The 17590-nt window shown below is 62.5% G+C and carries 16 protein-coding genes; 5 read left to right on the forward strand and 11 right to left on the reverse strand.

Translation table 11 applies throughout. The annotated features are described in order from the left end of the window. Window positions 1-43: 43 nt before the first annotated feature. The gene (locus tag ACZY0B_RS11720; RefSeq protein WP_463764268.1) at window positions 44-466 is read right to left on the reverse strand and encodes a Zn-ribbon domain-containing OB-fold protein; all 423 of its coding nucleotides are present in this window, start codon (window positions 464-466) and stop codon (window positions 44-46) included. Beyond that, entirely contained in the window at window positions 463-1239 is a 777-nt protein-coding gene (locus ACZY0B_RS11725; RefSeq protein WP_463764269.1) for a thiolase C-terminal domain-containing protein, read from the reverse strand. The genes ACZY0B_RS11720 and ACZY0B_RS11725 overlap by 4 nt, the downstream gene beginning before the upstream one ends. A 707-nt stretch (window positions 1240-1946) precedes the next feature. On the opposite strand from ACZY0B_RS11725, the gene ACZY0B_RS11730 reads away from it, so the two are divergent. Continuing rightward, a complete protein-coding gene (locus ACZY0B_RS11730; protein ID WP_463764320.1) occupies window positions 1947-3125 on the forward strand; it encodes a CaiB/BaiF CoA transferase family protein in 1179 nt (392 codons plus the stop codon). A 408-nt stretch (window positions 3126-3533) separates the two neighbouring features. Here the strand turns inward: ACZY0B_RS11730 and ACZY0B_RS11735 are convergent, their stop codons facing one another. The 5 genes from ACZY0B_RS11735 to ACZY0B_RS11755 all read right to left on the reverse strand — a co-directional run bounded on the left by ACZY0B_RS11735 (window position 3534) and on the right by ACZY0B_RS11755 (window position 7125). Further along, window positions 3534-4289 carry an IclR family transcriptional regulator gene (locus ACZY0B_RS11735; RefSeq protein WP_463764270.1) on the reverse strand — a complete coding sequence of 252 codons (756 nt, stop codon included), beginning with the start codon at window positions 4287-4289 and terminating at the stop codon, window positions 3534-3536. Window positions 4290-4315: 26 nt separating this feature from the next. Beyond that, window positions 4316-4585 (reverse strand): helix-turn-helix domain-containing protein, encoded by a 270-nt coding sequence (locus ACZY0B_RS11740; protein ID WP_463764271.1) that lies wholly within the window; start codon window positions 4583-4585, stop codon window positions 4316-4318. A 573-nt stretch (window positions 4586-5158) separates the two neighbouring features. Then, on the reverse strand, window positions 5159-5947 hold the full coding sequence (locus tag ACZY0B_RS11745; RefSeq protein ID WP_463764272.1) for an SDR family NAD(P)-dependent oxidoreductase: 789 nt from the start codon (window positions 5945-5947) through the stop codon (window positions 5159-5161). Next, window positions 5934-6704, reverse strand: a complete 771-nt coding sequence (locus tag ACZY0B_RS11750) for an LLM class flavin-dependent oxidoreductase (RefSeq protein ID WP_463764321.1) — start codon at window positions 6702-6704, stop codon at window positions 5934-5936. The genes ACZY0B_RS11745 and ACZY0B_RS11750 overlap by 14 nt, the downstream gene beginning before the upstream one ends. Beyond that, window positions 6625-7125 (reverse strand): LLM class flavin-dependent oxidoreductase, encoded by a 501-nt coding sequence (locus ACZY0B_RS11755; protein WP_463764273.1) that lies wholly within the window; start codon window positions 7123-7125, stop codon window positions 6625-6627. Before ACZY0B_RS11755 ends, ACZY0B_RS11750 begins: the two co-directional genes overlap by 80 nt. Before the next feature lie 341 nt (window positions 7126-7466). Here ACZY0B_RS11755 and ACZY0B_RS11760 point away from each other — a divergent pair, with 341 nt between their 5' ends. Then, window positions 7467-8237 (forward strand): SDR family NAD(P)-dependent oxidoreductase, encoded by a 771-nt coding sequence (locus ACZY0B_RS11760; RefSeq protein ID WP_463764274.1) that lies wholly within the window; start codon window positions 7467-7469, stop codon window positions 8235-8237. Between the two features lie 358 nt (window positions 8238-8595). Beyond that, on the forward strand, window positions 8596-8946 hold the full coding sequence (locus ACZY0B_RS11765; RefSeq protein ID WP_463764275.1) for a hypothetical protein: 351 nt from the start codon (window positions 8596-8598) through the stop codon (window positions 8944-8946). 264 nt (window positions 8947-9210) lie between these two features. Here the strand turns inward: ACZY0B_RS11765 and ACZY0B_RS11770 are convergent, their stop codons facing one another. Beyond that, a complete protein-coding gene (locus ACZY0B_RS11770; RefSeq protein ID WP_463764276.1) occupies window positions 9211-10044 on the reverse strand; it encodes a TetR/AcrR family transcriptional regulator in 834 nt (277 codons plus the stop codon). 119 nt (window positions 10045-10163) lie between these two features. On the opposite strand from ACZY0B_RS11770, the gene ACZY0B_RS11775 reads away from it, so the two are divergent. Beyond that, entirely contained in the window at window positions 10164-10607 is a 444-nt protein-coding gene (locus ACZY0B_RS11775; protein ID WP_463764322.1) for an MmpS family transport accessory protein, read from the forward strand. Then, window positions 10604-13516: an MMPL/RND family transporter gene (locus ACZY0B_RS11780; protein ID WP_463764277.1), complete on the forward strand. Its 2913-nt coding sequence runs from the start codon at window positions 10604-10606 to the stop codon at window positions 13514-13516. Before ACZY0B_RS11775 ends, ACZY0B_RS11780 begins: the two co-directional genes overlap by 4 nt. Window positions 13517-14591: 1075 nt before the next feature. Here the strand turns inward: ACZY0B_RS11780 and ACZY0B_RS11785 are convergent. From ACZY0B_RS11785 to ACZY0B_RS11795, 3 genes are all read right to left on the reverse strand, one after another. Next, window positions 14592-15041 (reverse strand): nuclear transport factor 2 family protein, encoded by a 450-nt coding sequence (locus ACZY0B_RS11785; RefSeq protein WP_463764278.1) that lies wholly within the window; start codon window positions 15039-15041, stop codon window positions 14592-14594. 23 nt (window positions 15042-15064) lie between these two features. Then, a complete protein-coding gene (locus ACZY0B_RS11790) occupies window positions 15065-16183 on the reverse strand; it encodes a cytochrome P450 (protein ID WP_463764279.1) in 1119 nt (372 codons plus the stop codon). A gap of 273 nt (window positions 16184-16456) precedes the next feature. Further along, window positions 16457-17548, reverse strand: coding sequence for a CaiB/BaiF CoA transferase family protein (locus ACZY0B_RS11795; protein WP_463764280.1), 1092 nt, complete (start codon window positions 17546-17548; stop codon window positions 16457-16459). Window positions 17549-17590: the final 42 nt, after the last annotated feature.

Consider the following 17590-nt stretch of genomic DNA (forward strand, 5'->3'; position numbering starts at 1 on the left):
TTCTGAGCTGGCTTGGCTTCTGGTCGAGCGCGCGTAGCTGCACTCACTGGTCGGAGCGCTGCCAGCGAAGGACGACAAGTCGCCAACCGTTCTGGCCGATGTCGACTTCGTCGAACCCCACCTCGACGGGCATGCCGACGCTGAGGCCCGCACCATCGGCCGGCCCGTCGACGTAGCCCGGAATGAGGATGTCATCCTGATCATCAAGCCGGACGAGAACTACAACGAATTGACCCGCATCTTCCGACCCGGACCGATGCGTCACCGTCCAAGACGCCACGGTGCCTAATCCACTGGCACGCGACCAGTGAAACCGTTCTGAACGACAGTCATTGCAGATCGCGCGCGCTGGCCACCGCAACCGATGACAGTCATCGCAGCACTGCACCTGCAGCTCACGGCGCTGCAGCGCTTCCCACCACGGAGCGGAGTCGAGATCTGTCGTCGGATAAGTCCGCGGGGTCATGCGGCTCGCCTCAGGATGGCAGCACCTGTCAGGCCACTGTATATACCGGGTTGGGCCGTCGATAGCGCAATTTCCGCGCCGACGACTTGGCGGTCGCCGGATTCGCCGCGCAGTTGATGAACAGCTTCGGCGACGTGATTGAGTCCGTGGACGTACCCCTCTGACAAGTGTCCACCGTGAGTGTTGACGGGCAAACGACCATTCAGCCGCGTTTCGCCGTCAGCGATCATCTGGGCTCCGTCGCCGGGTCCGCAGAAGCCGTAGGCCTCAAGCTGCAGAGGTACCAGCGGTGTGAACGCGTCGTAGAACTCGGCGACGTCGATGTCGTTAGGACCTAGACCGGCAGCGGCATACAGCCGGGGTGCCATAGCGCTTGCCCCCGACACGGTGACATCGGCGTGATGGTTGGAGGCCAGTTGATTCCCGCCGCCGAATTCGATCGCGGTGACGGTGACCGGTATGCCCGGAAGGTCATGGGCTCGGGCCGTCGATGTCAACACCAGCGCTACGGCGGCGTCGGATTCTAAGCAGCAGTCCAACAATCGCAGTGGCTCGGCAATCCACCTAGAACCGAGGTAGTCGTCCATGCTGATCGGCTTACGCATCATTGCTCGAGGATTGAGCACCGCGTAGTCGCGCTGCGCAATCGCTACTCGCCCGAGATCTTCGGCTGTCATGCCGTACTTGTGCATGTAGGCGCGGGCGAACATAGCGAATTGTTGTGGTGCGGAGACATGCTCGTAAGGAAGCCAGTACTGGATGTCTGGGGACATCCCGGGCAGGGCAGCCGCTGCCGACATTCGTGGCCCCGACCGGGCATTCAACGCGCGCCAGACGACGACGCAGTTAGCGCGTCCGGTGGCCACCGCCGTGGCTGCCGCGTCTAACGGTGCGAGACAGGTACTTCCGCCGCCGAAGATATCTCGCCCGAATCTAAGATCAGCGATGCCGAGGGCTTGTGCCACGAGCCCGGGGTCGACCGAATCCCCGACGCGGTGGCAGGCTACGCCGTCGACGTCGTCTGCGGATAACCCTGCATCAGCTAGGGCGTTTCGGATCGCTCGAACCGCCAAAGTGAGGGTGGTGACGCCGGACTTTCTGGAGTACTCAGTGTGGCCGACGCCCACAATGGCCGACGCGTCGCGCAGAGGGTTGCTCACCGCTGCCACGTTAGCCCCGCCACTCGTTACCAACGTGGTGTGCTTGCAACCAGTACCGACCGACCGCTCATACCAGTCACAAATGGACCAGCGTGGTGTAAATGCAACCACATTGCGCGTGAACGAGATCGGTACCATCTCGAGAAGACGCTTGACGAGAAACTTGTTCTATCCCGAGGCACCCAAATGCCTAGGCAGGCAAGGCCGAAGAGGGAACGGACGGTCACACCAAAGACGTCTACGTCGTTAGACCCAAGCCGCGAACGCGGCGTAGCGACATCAAGTAACTGCACCTACAAACTTGAGGTAAGCGCATGACAATGCATGATCATCGGCCCGCAAGTCAGGGCCCGTTGGTGGGTGTAAGAGTGCTCGATATCGGACAATTGGTCGCCGGCCCGATGATTGGAACTATGCTCGCCGATTGGGGCGCCGACGTCGTCAAGGTCGAGCAGCCGGTCATCGGCGACCCGATACGCAAACTAGGCTCTCACTCCGAGGCGCCACTCTGGTGGAAGGTCAATGGTCGCGGGAAGCGTTCCATCGCTTTGGATTTAAAAGACGAAAGCGACCGCGGTATCCTGCGTCAGCTCGTCCGGTCGGCCGACATCTTCATCGAAAACTTCACTCCCGGCACTATGGAGCGATGGGGTCTCGACTATCCATCGCTCGAAGCCGAGAATCCTGGTCTGATCATGATCCGCGTCAGTGGTTTCGGACAGACCGGGCCCAATAGTGGTCAACGGGCCTTCGGACGGATAGCCCAGTCGTTTAGCGGATTCTCGTCGATCAACGGATTTCCCGACCGCCCGCCGGTACATCCGGGTATGCCCATTGGGGACTATGTCGGCGCTTTAACTGGTACGGGCGCGGTGCTGGCCGCATACATCGAGCGCCAGCGGTCGGGACGAGGGCAGGAGATCGACCTCGCGCTGTATGAAGCGTGCTTCAGGCTGATGGAGTTAACGACCGGAACATACGATCAGGAAGGCAAGGTCATCCTTAGGGAGGGCGCGTCGAATAGCTATGTTGCACCGGTGGGGACGTGGCAGACGTCCGACGGGAAGTGGTTTGCGCTCACGGCCAGCACCCAACCCGTTGCTGAGCGCCTCCTCGAGACCGTGGGTGGACCCGAACTAGCCACCGATCCCCGCTTCATCACAAATTCAGCTCGAGTGAGACATCGCGAAGAACTCGATGAGCTGCTCGCAAAGTGGGTCGAAAGCCACTCGACGGACGAGCTCAAGAGAATCTGCGACGACAACGATGTCGCGTATTGCATCGAGTTAGATATCTCCGACATCTTCGCCGATCCGCACTACGCAGCCAGGGGCACAATCGAGACGGTGAACGATCCGCAGTACGGGCCGATGCGGATGTCGGCTGTCGCACCACGGTTTGGCCGAACGCCAGGTGCGATTCGCTGGACCGGCGAAGAACTTGACGCCAGCCGCGAGGACGTTCTCAACGACGCAGCGTGGAAATCACCGACGCCCTGATCACCAAGTCGGGCTCATGGAGGATCGGATGGCCTCAATACCAAAGTGGCCAGTGTCGATGTGCGACGCCTTGCGCCTGCGAGCTGAATGCGGTCTGGTTCAAATGCCCAATGCGGGATTGCCGATCGCATCGTGGAATGTGGTGGGCAGCAGTGGCCGCGGAGCGTAGCGAAGCCGCCGTGCCCGATTTTAGACATGCTGAGGTCCGCTTGTGGCTGGCGAATCCGTGATCGGCGGCCGCGACGGGCGCGGGGAGACCGAACGCAGCGGGACGCGCGGCCCTCACCGCAAGGCATTGCTGTATTGCGTGGAATCGGTTGCGCTGCTGGCGGATAGCCTACTTCAAACCTGCGTCGGGCACGGACGGATACACCCCGTCTACGTGGGCGATGGGGACGACGAGTGTTCCTACACCGCTTCGAGACAACCGCCCGGATGGTTCACCGCGCTATCAAGCGCAGATGAGATCCGCTCGGCGGCGCTAACCAGTAGGTCGTCGACGCGCGCGCGGCCCGAAGCCGGGCGGGTCGACGCATATGCCACACCGACTGCCGCGAGGCCCTGCATTCCGTCCAGCCCGGTGGCAACGCACGACAAACCGTAGATGTATTCCTGCTCGCTGCGGGCTACGCCACCCACAGCTAGGTCGCTCTCGAGTCGCCTCGACCCAACCACTGTCTGTGAGGTCCAGGCGTGCAACGGGTGGCGCCGCGTATGTTCATCCCGCACCGTTGATGGCATCCGCGAGAGGATGCTCTTGCCAACCGCCGTCGCATGAGCGGGCAGCCTCGTACCAGGCCGACAGTTAATTGGCGGGGCGCAGGGATTCTCGATGGCACTCCATACGACGATATCCGCGTTCTTGACGACACCGATCATGACGTGTCCTCGAGTTTCAGCGGCTAACTCAGCCATCAGGTCCCGCGCCAGACGAAAGCTGCGCGCCCTACCCTCAAGCTGCGTAACAGAGATCAGCTGAGAACCGACCGTGTATCGACCGTCGACAAGGCGACGCAGGTAGTCTTCGTGGATCAGTGTGCGCAGCAGATGATATGCCGTCGGAAGCGCTATACCTGTGATGTCACTAAGCGATTTCGCCGTCAGCGGACCGTTCTCGATGATGGCCTCGACCAGTTTCAGACCGCGTTGCAAGCTCTGGATCAAGGTGGGCGTCCTCGCCGAGTTTGACATCACGCTAGCTCCCGCTCCGGCACGGCCACCGGCCGCCGGCTACAACCGTCCCGGCTCAGCCGCTCACCGAGGACGTATGTTCCGTCGTCGAGGCGGGAAAGGTAGCTGGCGTGGACCAAAGTCCTCAGCAGGTGGTAGGTCGTTGGCAAGGACAGCCCAACGGAGCGCGCGACGCCCTTCGCATGTAGTGGGCCTCGCAGCGCGACCACGTTGAGAATCTGCAGCCCGCGCTGCAGCGATCGGACCAGTGATGTCTCAGCCTTAGCCACAGCACCTCCTATGCCTTCGGGAGCAGAGTGACTCTTGCCACTTGGATTCAGACTCTCATCACAGTGACGTATAACGAGGTACAACGCTGAATCAGTCGCTAGTAGGGTTACTACCAATTAGCGGCTGCCGACGTGGTGAGATGTGCGCCAGGCGAAGGAACAGTTGGCCCCAGGTAGCCACGAATCGTCGAACTCCGCGGCGAGTTCGCTGGTCCCGGGAGGGTGTGGCCCAGGACGGCGTCTGGTGGCGACCTCGGCGCGCGCGACCACGCTGGGCGCACACGCCGATGGTCGATGCCGGTCATGGCCGGCGGTTAGCGGCCGCCGCACCGGCCAGCCGCTTCGGCGATGGCACCGGCTGCCAGGCATTTTCGAGGAACACGCGGCAAGTCGAAGCGCGCATGCCTCGGGTGTGACCATGTCGCCGGGCCCCAGCCACTGGGCAGACGGCAACCTCAAGAGATAAATACCTTGTGCCGGTGAAGTTTTGGTCGACCGGGGGCCGCGGTGTTGCCGGCGTTTCCGCCGGAGGTGTTCGGCACGAACATGATTCGGGCCGCGAAAGATCGCCGCCTAGGGACGGGGCAGCATGGCCGACCAGCCGCCATCGACGACGATGGAGGTGCCGGTGATTTTCTTCGCTGCGCTGGAGGCGAGGTAGAGGAAGGCGTGGGCGATGTCGTCGGCGTCCATCATCTGGCCGCCCAGTGGCACCGTCCGGCGCATGATGTCATCGAGGATCTGCTCGCCATCGGGGCCCATCAGGGCGAGGCCTTCTTCGGTCATGGGTGTGCGAACCCCACCGGGGCACACGCAATTGACCCTGATGTTGTCAGGCGCGAGTTCGATCGCCATCGTCTTGGTCATGCTAATCAGCGCCGCCTTCGTGGCCCCATAGGCCAGGTTCCCCGCCATGGCATTAAGCCCAGTTACCGAGGCGGTGAACGCGATGCTGCCCCCACCGCGGCGGCGCAGCTCTGGCACGGCGTGCTTGGCCATGAGGAAGTTGCCGCGGGTATTCACCGCGAACTGGACATCCCAGTCGTCCTCGCTGATCGCGACGACGTCGGTACGCCCTAGGAGTCGGACTCCCGCGTTGCCGATCAAAATGTCGAGGCCGCCGAAGGCCTCAACGGCCGTCTGAACCGCGGCACGGGCCAGATCAGACGAAGTGACGTCGCAATGCACCGCGACCGCGCGTCCGCCCCGCTCAACGATGCCGGCCGCGACCTTCTCGGCGTTTTCCTGCGCAATGTCTGCGACGACGACGGCCGCTCCCTTGCTCGCGAAGAGCTCGCTAGTCGCCGACCCCACACCAGAGCCGGCACCTGTGACGAGCGCGACTTGGTCAATTAGCTTCACGAACGGCTCCTTTTTGTTGGGTTGTGTGGCCTTCGGCCGGCGATATCGCGGTGGGAACGTTCTTGGGGAGGTCGTGGATAACGGGGATCACCTCGCGGGCGAACAGACGGGTGCTGCGCCGCGCGACGGCAAGGAACATAGACCCAAACTTCATGACGAAGACGAACTGCGAGGGGCGGATGCCGCTGTTGAGGGCGTGCAATTTTTCGACGCACTGCTCGGGGGTGCCCCACAGGTGGTTGTCGATCCAAATCTGCCCCATGCCTGCTGCGATGTCCCCATGCTCGCGCATCGCCGCGTAGAACTCGTAGCCCTGCGTTGAAGCGAAGTGCTCTCCGCCGAGCTCGTAGTGGCGTACTGCCGTGGCCGCGTACTCGCGCATGTATTTGTTGGCCCCCTCTTGGGCCTGCTGCTCAGTGGCCGCGCAGTATGCCCACACGACGGTGATCGGCTGTGCCGGCGCCAAGCCGATCTCGGCACGCACGGAGGCGAACTGGTTGAGCTCGGTGTCGTACTCGGACCACCGCCGCTGCGGGTTGAGGATGGGCTTAAGGCCGGCACCCGCGATGATCGGCACGGACTCGGAGCTGCCCCACGCGCCGTACATATTCTCGACGATGCGGTTGCCGCCAAGCTGGGGTCGCAACGCTGTCTCCGGGATCTGGAACTGCTGGCCTTCATACGAGAACTTCTCGGATGTGAGCGCCAGCCGGAGCGCGTCGACGGACTCCGCAAATAGCTGACGTGAGCTGCCCATGTCGATGCCGAAGCCGCTGAACTCCCGCCGGGCCCGCGCCGCGGCCGACACCGAGGTAGAGGTTGCGGTCCTCGCCTAGGAAGCCCTGCAGCATGGTCGCGGCCTCGCCGACGCGAAGGGGATGGTGCCACGGCAGCACGGTGACCATCGATCCCATATCGAGTCGCTCGCTGCGAGCGGCGAAGTAGGTGAGGAATTGCAACGGATAAGTCACCATGGTGTACGGCGTGAAGTGGTGCTCGACGGTCCACAGCGAGTCGAAGCCGAGCGGCTCGGCCTCCATCCCGAACTCGACCTCTTCGGCGAAGACGATGCTATCGGGTAGATCAGGTGCCGTAGCGACGTCCTCGTCGCGTTCGCGAGCCTCGAACCTGTCCCAATCCCAGAAGTTCTGTGCGAACAATGCCAACCCGGCGCGCATAGCCCTCACTCCTCCCTCGAAGAGGTGAAACATCGATGCACCGAACCCGGCGATGAGCACGGCCCCGCCGCGAAAACCCCCGGACGTGGCCGAAAACCACCCGGCAATCTCGATCGCGCATCCAAGGACGCAGGCGTCATTGTCGCAACAGATCAGCCCCCATGACGGGTATCGATCCCACCAGGACTAGCCCTCGAATCACGACAAGGCGAGCCGGTTGGCCCCGCTACTGTAGGCGCGGCGTCGGCTCCGTATGAGCCCATGGCACCTCGGGAGAAGGCGACCCAGCCAAGGACGCGTGGACCCATGAAGTTCGGATGATCTGTAACAGGAGGCCCCTGATGACATCGCTGAATGGACGGGTGGCGGTGGTGACCGGAGCATCGAAGGGGCTCGGCGCCGCAGTGGCCCAAACCCTTTGGCGCGCGGGCGCGCTGGTCGTGTTGTCCGATGTCGATGACGAGGCAGCCAAGCGCGTGCTCGACCTGCTCGATGGCCGGTGCCTGTACGTCCACCACGATGTGGCGATCCCACAGAGCTGGCAGGACCTGCGCGAGCTGGCAGTTGCCGAATTTGGGCAGGTGGACATCCTCGTGAACAACGCAGGAATCTGCCGGCCGACTCCGATCGCAGCCGATTCATTCGATGAATATCAGCGGATCATCGCGGTCAACCAGACCGGCACCTTCCTCGGGATGCAAACATTCCTGCCTGAGATGGTGAAGCGCCGGCTCGGGGCGGTCGTCAATGTGGCATCGGTCGACGCGACCCGCGGCACCGCGGGGATGGCCGCCTACTGCGCCTCAAAGCACGCTGTGCTAGGGATGACCCGGGCCGCAGCACTCGAGCTGGCATCGATAGGCGTCCGGGTCAATTGCGTCTGCCCGGGCGTCATTGCCACCCCGATGCTGCTCGAGATGGCTCCGACCGTCCTCGATCCCGCCAACGACACGCTGAAGCGAACACTGCCGATGGGCCGCGCCGCTGATCCAGCCGAAATCGCCGAGCTGGTGGCGTTCCTCGCATCCGACCGGTCGTCTTACTGCTCGGGCGCAGCATTCGTCGCCGACGGGGCTTGGACGACGGGAATGTTTAGCTACGAGGCCCGCTGAGGCCCCGCTTAACCGATCCCAGGCGGTCCGACGTATGAGGCATTACCTGATGGTCCATCTGAATGCGCCAGTGGAGATGTCCGCACACCGGCTCGCTGTTCGTGGCGCAGCAGCACGTACGTCCACCTGTCTGCGTCTCGCCGTTGACCGTCCCACCACAGAGCCGCCGCAGTTGCCCGGCAGCGCGCAGCCCCCTTTGCACAAGAGTAGTGGCCGCCGGGAGATCAGCAGCAGCACCTATGCGAGCGCCGCGATACGAACATCCGCGCGGTCACGTCATCAGCGCTCGTGGTAAATGGTGAATGGTGAGAATTCGGGAATGGACTCACCGCAAGTACGACAACGAAGGCGGCATACAGTGATGAAGAAAGTCATACTGACGCTCGTAGCGGCCGGTACGTACACTCTTGGTGGCGCGTGGACGATGGGCATCGCGCATGCCGATAACGAATGCGGCTGGGACCAAGAGCGCACGTGCAAGGAATCGCACTACCTGCGCCTGACCTCGTGGGACGGCATAAAAGGTGACCCTGCAGCCTTGCTCAAGGCCGGTTACACGGCCTGCATGATCGCCGGACCCGCCGATGGAAACCGAGGCATCGACCCGGAAACGCGCAGAGCCGCCGTGCTGGGGACCGGTATAGTGACGTCGTCCGACGACGCCAACTCGATCGTGTCCGACGCCACTGTCAGCCTGTGCGGATACTAAAAGCTCAATAGCGGTGCCTACTTTGACAAGACTTCGGCGTGTTGCGCCAGCCCGCTAATCTTCGCTGCATAACGCGAGGTCAGAGCCGTTTCAGCCAAGACACGTCATTGTCGGGCGGTCGGCGCACTGACTTCCTCAACAACTTCGCCGACGCCTAACCGTCAGCAGGCCGGCTCGACGAAGCGATCGCGCTCTTCGGGCAGACCGTGGACGACCGCGAGCGGGTTCTGTGGCACGAATATCGTTCCAGCGCAGTGTGTTACGTCAGTCGGCAGCGATGGCCCGCACGAAGTTCGTCGCGAACACCGTGCACACGGTGTCCAGGTCAGGCAGCTCGACCACAGCGGCGGTGGCAAGGGCGGGTCGGCCAAGCATGTGGATCACCATCGGGCCTGTCAGTTGCTGAATGAGCAACGGCATTGGCAGATCGCGTATCCGCCCCCGCTGCACCTGCGCATTCAGCCACGCCCCAAGCACATCCAGCATCCGAGGAACCGCGTGTTGGCTCAGCGTCTGTACGGTTGGGCTGGCGGGACGGGCGAACACTTCGGCGACGATTGCCGTCGCTACCCGGGGTTCGCGGCCCAGTGCTGCTGCCAGCGCCTGATACAGGCGCCGCACCGTAGCGGTCAGATCGTCGCTGGCGTCGTCGAGGGCATCCTCGAAATCGGGAATGGGACTGTGGCGTTCGAACACGATCCGCAGCAGCTCATCACGACTGCCAAAGGCCATGTAGAGACTGTGCGCCGCACAGTCGGCACGCGTGGCGATCGCCTCCAAAGTTGCTGCAGCTAAACCAGATTCGCTGATTAACGCAGCCGCCGCGTTCAGCGCCCGCGTCCGGACCGGAACCTGCCCACCTGGATCCACCCCGGCGGCGCGGACAGCCTCGTCTAACGCTGCCCGTGTGCCGCCAAGGCGACGTAGCAGAGTGCTACGGGAGATCCCAGCCTCACGCGCGATCGCAAGCACCGGCACATCGGCTACATCCTTGCCCCGCTTCTCAGCGGCCCGCAGCGCGGCTTGCACTAGATCCTCGGCGAGTGGGGGCTTCTCAGCATCAGGGCGGCCGTCGAGCCCAGATGACGCGGCAATCATGCTAGGCTCCTGACACCAGATACAATTTGCAATTACTACCTGTACCAGTTAGGTTACCACAGTGAGAAGCTGCCCGGCCGCCATGCTGCAACGGCGCAGCTGAGGTGGCACGCGTCGCCATGAATAGCCTTTCGATCAGCCGCCGCCTCCAGCGGGCCTGGATCGTTCTGGTCGCGTTGGTCGTGGTCGCCGCCGCGGGCTCGGGAGTCTATCGACTGCATGGCATCTTCGGCTCGGATAACGACACGTCGACTGCTGGTCCGATCGGCAATGACGTGGATTACAACCCGAAGCACATCGCTCTCGAGGTCTTCGGCGACCCTGGAACGGTGGCCACCATCAACTACCTTGACATCAACGTACAGCCGCAAAAGGTCATCAATGCAGCGCTGCCGTGGTCATTGGATATGGTGACCACACAGCCCGGCGCCTTCAGCAACCTTGTGGCGCAAGGCAATAGCAATTCGCTGGGCTGTCGCATCACCGTGGACGGCGAAGTCAAAGACGAAAGGGTCGTCAACACAGTGAACGCGTACACGTTCTGCCTGGTGAAGTCCGCATGAGCGACCGTGACGCGCCGCGGCGTTCGGTACCGCGGATGTTGTTACGGTTTTCGGTGCCCATCGCGGCATTCTGGGTTGCCCTGGCGGTAGTCACCAATGTCTATGTGCCGCAACTGGAGAAGGTCGCCCAGGCACACAACGTGTCGCAGAGCCCACAGGATGCGCCGGCGCTGCAGGCCAGTAAACGCATCGGCAAGGTGTTCCAGCAGTACGATTCCGACAGCGCGGCCATGATCGTCCTGGAAGGCGATCAGCCGCTGGGCGCTGACGCCCACCACTACTACGACGGTCTGATACGAACGCTTTCGCGAGACACCAAGCATGTCCAGCACATACAGGATTTCTGGGGGGATCCGCTGACCGCCTCGGGCTCCCAAAGCAACGACGGCAAAGCCGCCCTGGTGCAGTTAAATCTTGCCGGGAACCAGGGCCAATCATTATCCAATCAGTCCGTGGATTCAGTGCGCGACATCGTCGCCCACTCTTCGCCACCGCCGGGAGTCAAGGTTTACGTCACCGGCGCCGCACCGCTGGTCACCGACCAGTTCGAAGTAGGCAGCAAAGGCACGTTGAAGGTCACGCTCATCACCATCGTGGTGATCTTGGTCATGCTGCTCTGGGTATACCGTTCTCTGGTCACCGCGCTTCTCGTGCTTTTCACGGTGATAGTCGAGATGACCGCGTCCCGCGGAGTCATCGCCCTTCTGGCGAACTCCGGGATTATCGGGCTGTCGACGTACTCGACGAATCTGCTGACACTACTGGTGATCGCCGCCGGAACTGACTACGCGATTTTCATCCTCGGCCGCTACCACGAAGCGCGCTTGATCGGCCAGGATCGTCAGGCGGCCTTCTACACGATGTACCGCGGGACCGCGCACATCATTTTAGGCTCGGGCCTGACGGTCGCCGGCGCGGTGTTCTGTCTGCACTTCACTCGGCTTCCGTATTTCCAGACCATGGCGATTCCAGCTGCGGCCGGCGTCCTTGTCGCGCTGGCAGCCGCGCTGACCCTGGCCCCGGCGGTGCTGGCCATCGGCCGCCATTTCGGTTTGTTCGACCCCAAACGCGCGATGCGGACCCGCGGCTGGCGGCGCGTCGGCACCGCCATCGTTCGCTGGCCCGGGCCCATTCTCGTGGCGACGGTCGCGGTGGCGCTCATCGGTCTGCTGGCCCTGCCCGGATATACGACGAGCTACGACGCCCGCCCTTACATGCCCGCAGATTCGCCGGCAAATCTCGGCTACGCAGCCGCCGAGCGGCATTTCGGGACGGCCCGACTCAATCCCGAATTGCTGATGGTCGAGGCCGACCACGATATGCGCGATCCGGCCGACATGCTCGTCGTCGAAAGGATCGCAAAAGCCATCTTTCACCTACCCGGCATCGAGAAAGTGCAGGGCCTCACCCGGCCACAGGGAACCCCGATCGTGCACACGTCGATACCCTTTCAGATCAGCGCCGGAAACGTTGGCGGTATTGAGAACCTGCAATATCAGAAAGACCGCGCGGACGACCTGCTCAAGCAAGCCGACCAGCTAAGGGACACACTCAGCATCTTGAATAAGCAGTACACGCTGCAGAAGGACCTCGCCGCCTCGACAAGCGATGAGACTAAAAGCTTTCACGACACCATTGCCATCATCACTGAGCTGCGTGACGAGATCGCCAATCTGGACGACTTCTTCCGACCGGTTCGCAGCTACTTCTACTGGGAGAAGCACTGCTACGACATCCCGGCCTGTTCCACATTCAGAGACGTGTTCAACGCGATTGACGGAATCGATCAGCTCACCCAGGTGTTCACGAAACTGAGCGCGAGTCTGGACAAACTCGATGCAGGCCAACAGAAACTCGTGACGCTGCTGCCGCCACAGATCGCCGATCAGGAAAAAAACCTAAGGCTGACGCTGTCCAACTACGCCACCAATTCCGGGATCAACGCCCAAACGCGGGCCAACACCGACAACGCGACCGCTCTGGGCCAGGCTTATGACGCCGCCAAAATCGACGATTCCTTCTACCTGCCGCCCGAGGCCTTCACCAACCCTGAGTTCAAAAGGGGCCTGAAGCTATTCTTCTCACCGGACGGCAAAGCCACCCAAATGATCATCACCCATGAAGGCGATCCCGCCACTCCCCGGGGCCTCGCCAGCATCGACCCGATCAGAAACGCGGCCAAGGACGCCGTGAAGGGCACCATTTTGGCGGGCTCCCACATCTACCTCGCCGGCACCGCCGCGACGTATAAGGACATCCAAGACGGCGCCACCTACGACCTCATGATCGCAGCACTCGCCGCGCTCAGCCTGATCTTCTTGATCATGCTGTTCATCACCCGAAGCCTGATCGCCGCGATCGTCATCGTCGGCACGGTCACACTGTCGCTGGGTGCCTCATTCGGCCTGTCGGTGCTGCTCTGGCAGGACATCCTCGGCATGCAGTTGTATTGGATCGTGCTGGCGCTCGCCGTCATCTTGCTGTTGGCGGTGGGATCGGACTACAACCTGTTGCTCATCTCCAGGTTCAAGGAGGAAATTCACGCAGGACTCAATACCGGCATCGTCCGCGCCATCGCCGGCAGCGGATCGGTCGTCACCTCTGCCGGCCTCGTTTTCGCGGCCACCATGGCCTCCTTCGTGTTCGCTGATCTCCGGGTTCTCGCCCAGATCGGGACCACCATCGCACTAGGTCTGCTGTTCGACACGCTGATCGTGCGCGCGTTCATGACCCCGTCCATCGCCGCGCTACTCGGGCGATGGTTCTGGTGGCCGCTGCGGGTGCGGCCGCGGCCGGCCAGCACGATGCTTCGACCCCACGGACCGCGCTCCGCAGTTCGTCAGCTGCTGCTCTGGGAAGACGGAGACCCGGCGATCACCTCCGACGGCACCGTCACGGCGAAGACATAGGAGCGGGCGAGTGGATTTCGGTTTGTATGGATGTCTCACGATAGTTGTTGCTGTGCTGGGACTTTCGTTCATAACATGTGCATTCTTGTTCATACGTCGGTTGGAAGATCGCAAGCCCGCTTCGTTGGGCGAAGAAGTAGGCGCTCACAAAGCGGCTCTGGCCAAACTGCGTAAAGGCCAACCCATGTCGCAGGACGAGCTGGATTACGCGCGAGAAATCATTTCTGACGGCCGCTCGCTGCTTGCCTACTCAATACCCGCGACGCTGTTCACGATGGGATGCTTTTATGTCTTCGGCTGTCTAGAGCAGCTGCACGGCGCTACGCCTTCGGTTCGAACGTTCATCGGGGTGCTCCCCATGTTCGGATCGACAAACATCGCCCTTCAGCTACTCAGAGTCGCACGATTGCAAGGGCGCCTGCAAGAAGCTGTCACGAGAGTGCGCGAGTCATCCGATGTGCTACCACGGCCTAGCCGTCGATCTGGAGTGAGCAGTTAAGGCCGAGACGGCACCGGCGCGACGGTCCTTGAGTGCCGGGCAACAAAGGGGTTGCGATCGCTGTCCGGCTGAGGCATTCGTGTCCAGTTTCCGGGTCGCCATCATGCAACCGGCTTGTCTAAAGCGCCACTCGTTGACATCTGGGACCCGTCGCGGACCGTAGGCCCGAACTGGCGCACGTCGGGAACGGTGATGACCATGTGCGCAGTGACTCGATCAGTGACACAGCCGAGTACGTGTGGGGCATCGCCCGGGAACCCGCACGAAGTCGCCGGCGGAGAGCTCGACAGACTCACTTAGAGGACTGGTGCGGAGTCGTCCGGTGATCACGGAGATGTGATGCAGCATGCCTGGAGCGTGCGTTGGCACGACTTAACCCGGAACGGTTCATTCCGGACGAACTTTGTGCTGATGCTTAGGTATTCGGCCGCCTCGGGGATGCTGATGTAGCGTCGATTAACGGCGCTCACGTCACCTGGTTCGAGCAACCCGACCAGATCTAGGTGGTTATGGGGCTGCGATCACAGCGATCACAGTTTGGGCGCATTTCTGGGTGAATCTAGAGGGCGGGCGAACTCAGCAGCACGGTAGTCCGCCTGTATGCGTCTGGGCCACGCCCAGCGCGCGGGACTCGTCGGCGCCGGGTGTGTAGTCGGCGGTCATGATCCGCTCGCTAAACAACCAGCTCCCGTCGATGCGACGGAGCCGGTCGGTGTACCTTCCACTCAAAACCATCTTCGGACCCTGAGCGGTCGCGAGCACAATCACGTACGCCTCGCCGATTGCTTGGTCCCCCTCACCATCCACACAAACGTTGCTGACGAGGTGGCGGATGCCGGGCAACATCTTGGAGACCTGGGCGCCGAACTCAGCGATCGCGTCGCGACCGACACGCTCGCCAGTCCCTGTGACCAGCCGGGCGTCCTCGGTGAAACACGAACCAAAACGCTCACCCTCGCCGCGATCACCAAAATGACAGTAGGCCGCATACAACTGCTGGATCGCGGCAAGATCACCCGGGTTCATGTTTCTCCTGACTTCGTGGGTGGTTAGTCGATGAAACGAATCGGCAGGCTCTCTAGGCCCAAATGTTGGCCGATGATCAACTTCTCCGGCCATCGTGGTTCGCCGCTGAACTCAAAAGGCGGGCACTGCTCGACGAGGGCCTCCAGCGCGATCCGCATCTCGGCACGAGCCAGGTGAGCACCCGCACACACGTGCGCCCCAAACCCGAAAGCCAAGTGCTGACGCGCGTTTTCGCGGTCCGCGCGAAACGTGTCCGGATCATCGAATCGCTCCGGATCGCGGTTCGCCGCACCAAACATCAACGCAACCTTGTCACCCGCCGCGATAGTCGTCCCGCGGACCTGCGTCTCCTGGGTGGCCGTACGGAAGAAACTATGCACCGGCGGATACACCCGCAACGTCTCCTCGACGACCGTCGGGATCAACCCACGATCCCCCCGAACACGGTCCTGCAACGCCCGATCCCGCGCCAACTCGAACACCAACGCCGCCAGGCCATGCGCGGTCGTCATATAACCCGCCACCACATACGCCGTCAAAAACCCGTGCAACTGCGCGTCGGTAAGCGGCTCACCACCGATCTCGGCATTGACAATCGCGGTCAGCTTGTCGTCACGCGGGTTCTCCCGCCGATCCTTGATCGCCCCGGCAATCAACGCCTGCAAATCTGCGCCCGCGGTGGGGTCATTCGTCTCGCTAAACCCCGCCGCCGAACGATCGACACAGCCCCGCACCTGCGACCGGAAGGTGTCATCAAACCCGATGATCTCACCGACCACATCGATCGGCAGGCGCGCCGCGAAACGCTCAACGAAGTCGCCTCCCCCACTCGCGCGGAACTCAGCAAGCAACTCCCCCACCCGGGCACGAATATAAGGCTCAAACAACCGCACATTACGAATGTTCAACAACCCCATGTACAGGTCACGTATCGCCGAGTGAAACGGACCCTCCAGCTCCAGCGGGATGACCGGGTCACCCGGATGCCCCGGAAGGAAAACCCCCTCCGCAGAGGTGAAGACCTCCGGCGCCAACTCCGCTGTCCTGATGTCCTCGAGATGGGTCAGCATCCAATAACCGCCATGGGCGTCGGTCCTGGCGACGCCCTCGACCTGCTGCAAGCACCCGTAGACACCGGACACCGTGTTCACACCTAAACCAGGATCATGATGGTCAAAACGGTTCACCAACCGCGCCACCTGATCCTCGGTCCTAGCAGGACAATCCGTCACCGAAACTCCTTCCGTCCAGCGGACCAACCCCACAGGTCATCCACCACCACCACAGGTCACCATCGTCACAGCCACCACCCACGCTCAACAGGTACCGATCCCACCCGGAACACCACAAACCCCGGATCAACCGCCACCGGTAGGCAGCACGACTCGACGCCGACCTAGCGGGCTGGTTGGGCGCTACACCCAATCGCGTAGTACGGCTTCGGTGTCCGCCCCGGGCTCCCCCGGCGGCTGAGGAACCGACGGCACGGTGCGGGAGAAGCGCGGCGCGGGCATGGGCTGCAGGTGGTCACCGTCGTGGTAGAACGTGCCCCGCTCAGTGACATGGGGTTCGGTTTCGACCTCAGCGAACGAGAGCACCGGCGTCACGCACGCGTCGCTGTCGGCGAACACCTTGGCCCAATGGTCGCGATCCTTCGACGCGAACGCCCCGCCGATCTTGGCGCGCAGCTCTGGCCAGCCGCTGACATCGTTCTGATCAGGCAGGCCAGCGGCCTGCAGGCCAAGCCCGTCGAGCATGGCCGCATAGAACTGCGGCTCGATGGGCCCGACTGCGACGTAACGGCCGTCGGCGCAGGTGTAAGTGTCGTAGAAGGGCGCACCACCGTCGAGCACGTTGGTGCCCCGCTCATCAGACCATCGGCCGCTGGCACGCAGCTGCCAAATGATCTGGCTGAGCACGCTGGAGCCGTCAATCATCGCCGCGTCAACGACCTGACCCAGGCCCGAGGTCTGCCGCTCCCACAGCGCGGAAAGAATCCCAACGAGCAAGAAAAGCGAGCCGCCACCGAAGTCGCCGGTCAGGTTCAGCGGCGGGACGGGTCGTTCCTCTGCGCGCCCAATCGAGTGCAGCACACCGTTCAGCGAGATGTAGTTGATGTCGTGGCCGGCCTGAAGACGACGCGGTCCGGTTTGACCCCAGCCCGTCATCCGCGCGTAGACCAAACGTTTGTTGACCGTTGCGCAGTCCTCGGGGCCGAGGCCCAAGCGTTCGGTGACACCGGGCCGAAGGCCTTCGATCAACACATCGGCCTTGGCGACCAGCCGCAACACCAGGTCGCGACCCTCGTCGGTCTTGAGGTCGGCGGCCACCGAGCGACGATTGCGCAGGGTGGCGTTTCTGCTGCCCTTCGGTATCCCACCGGGCTTCCCTGGCCGCTCGACGCGAACGACGTCGGCACCGAGGTCACCGAGGATCATCGCGGCGTGTGGGCCGGGGCCGATGCTGGCCAGTTCGAGAATTCGCAATCCGTGCAGTGGTCCGGCCATCGAGTTGACGTCCTCCATAGTTGACTGTTGACATAGCTTGCT

Source organism: Mycobacterium sp. IDUB_19, assembly GCF_055419445.1.

Excerpts from the sequence above, each read along its gene's own strand:
- ACZY0B_RS11720 (WP_463764268.1), bottom strand. The coding sequence starts at position 466 with ATGACCCCGCGGACTTATCCGACGACAGATCTCGACTCCGCTCCGTGG.
- ACZY0B_RS11725 (WP_463764269.1), bottom strand. The coding sequence starts at position 1,239 with ATGTCCCCAGACATCCAGTACTGGCTTCCTTACGAGCATGTCTCCGCA.
- ACZY0B_RS11730 (WP_463764320.1), top strand. The coding sequence starts at position 1,947 with ATGCATGATCATCGGCCCGCAAGTCAGGGCCCGTTGGTGGGTGTAAGA.
- ACZY0B_RS11750 (WP_463764321.1), bottom strand. The coding sequence starts at position 6,704 with ATGGGCAGCTCACGTCAGCTATTTGCGGAGTCCGTCGACGCGCTCCGG.
- ACZY0B_RS11755 (WP_463764273.1), bottom strand. The coding sequence starts at position 7,125 with ATGCGCGCCGGGTTGGCATTGTTCGCACAGAACTTCTGGGATTGGGAC.
- ACZY0B_RS11760 (WP_463764274.1), top strand. The coding sequence starts at position 7,467 with ATGACATCGCTGAATGGACGGGTGGCGGTGGTGACCGGAGCATCGAAG.
- ACZY0B_RS11770 (WP_463764276.1), bottom strand. The coding sequence starts at position 10,044 with ATGATTGCCGCGTCATCTGGGCTCGACGGCCGCCCTGATGCTGAGAAG.
- ACZY0B_RS11775 (WP_463764322.1), top strand. The coding sequence starts at position 10,164 with ATGAATAGCCTTTCGATCAGCCGCCGCCTCCAGCGGGCCTGGATCGTT.
- ACZY0B_RS11780 (WP_463764277.1), top strand. The coding sequence starts at position 10,604 with ATGAGCGACCGTGACGCGCCGCGGCGTTCGGTACCGCGGATGTTGTTA.
- ACZY0B_RS11785 (WP_463764278.1), bottom strand. The coding sequence starts at position 15,041 with ATGAACCCGGGTGATCTTGCCGCGATCCAGCAGTTGTATGCGGCCTAC.
- ACZY0B_RS11795 (WP_463764280.1), bottom strand. The coding sequence starts at position 17,548 with ATGGCCGGACCACTGCACGGATTGCGAATTCTCGAACTGGCCAGCATC.